The organism is Pseudoalteromonas sp. S4492 (genome assembly GCF_005886115.1).
Classification (GTDB): Bacteria; Pseudomonadota; Gammaproteobacteria; order Enterobacterales; family Alteromonadaceae; genus Pseudoalteromonas; species Pseudoalteromonas gelatinilytica.
In genome coordinates, this window is sequence record NZ_PNCP01000290.1 from 1 (window position 1) to 517 (window position 517).

Here is a 517-nt window from a genome sequence, read left to right on the forward strand (position 1 = left end):
CCGGGCGACAGAGCCCGTAGCCGACTTTGAACCATGATCTACTACCCCGCGTACTGGAACCGGCTAACGTGCACGAGGCATGGAAACGGGTTCGGGCCAATAAAGGCGCTCCCGGTGTTGATGAGATGACACTGGAGGCCTTTCCGGAATTTGCCAGACGGCACTGGTCATCCATACGCCAATCCCTTTTGGAAGGGACTTATCAACCCCGGCCGGTCAGGCGCAAAGCCATACCTGAACCGCAGGGGGGAGAACGCATGTTGGGCATTCCCACGGTCGTTGACCGGGTGATCCAGCAGGCCATTGCTCAGGTGTTACAACCGATCTTTGACCCTTCGTTCTCCCGCAGCAGTTTTGGTTTTCGGCCGAACCGTTCGGCTCACGACGCAGTGCGTCAGCTCAGGCAACACATCAGAGACGGCTGTCGGGTGGCTGTAGACGTTGATCTCAAACAGTTCTTCGACAAGGTCAATCACGATGCCCTGATGGTACGGGTAGCCCGTAAAGTCAGGGATAA

General features: G+C 57.1%; 1 protein-coding gene. It reads left to right on the forward strand.

The window, feature by feature from the left end:
• Positions 1 to 257 precede the first annotated feature (257 nt).
• Positions 258 to 517: reverse transcriptase domain-containing protein (locus tag CWC28_RS22415; RefSeq protein WP_249324997.1), on the forward strand; the 260-nt coding region annotated here is incomplete at its 3' end.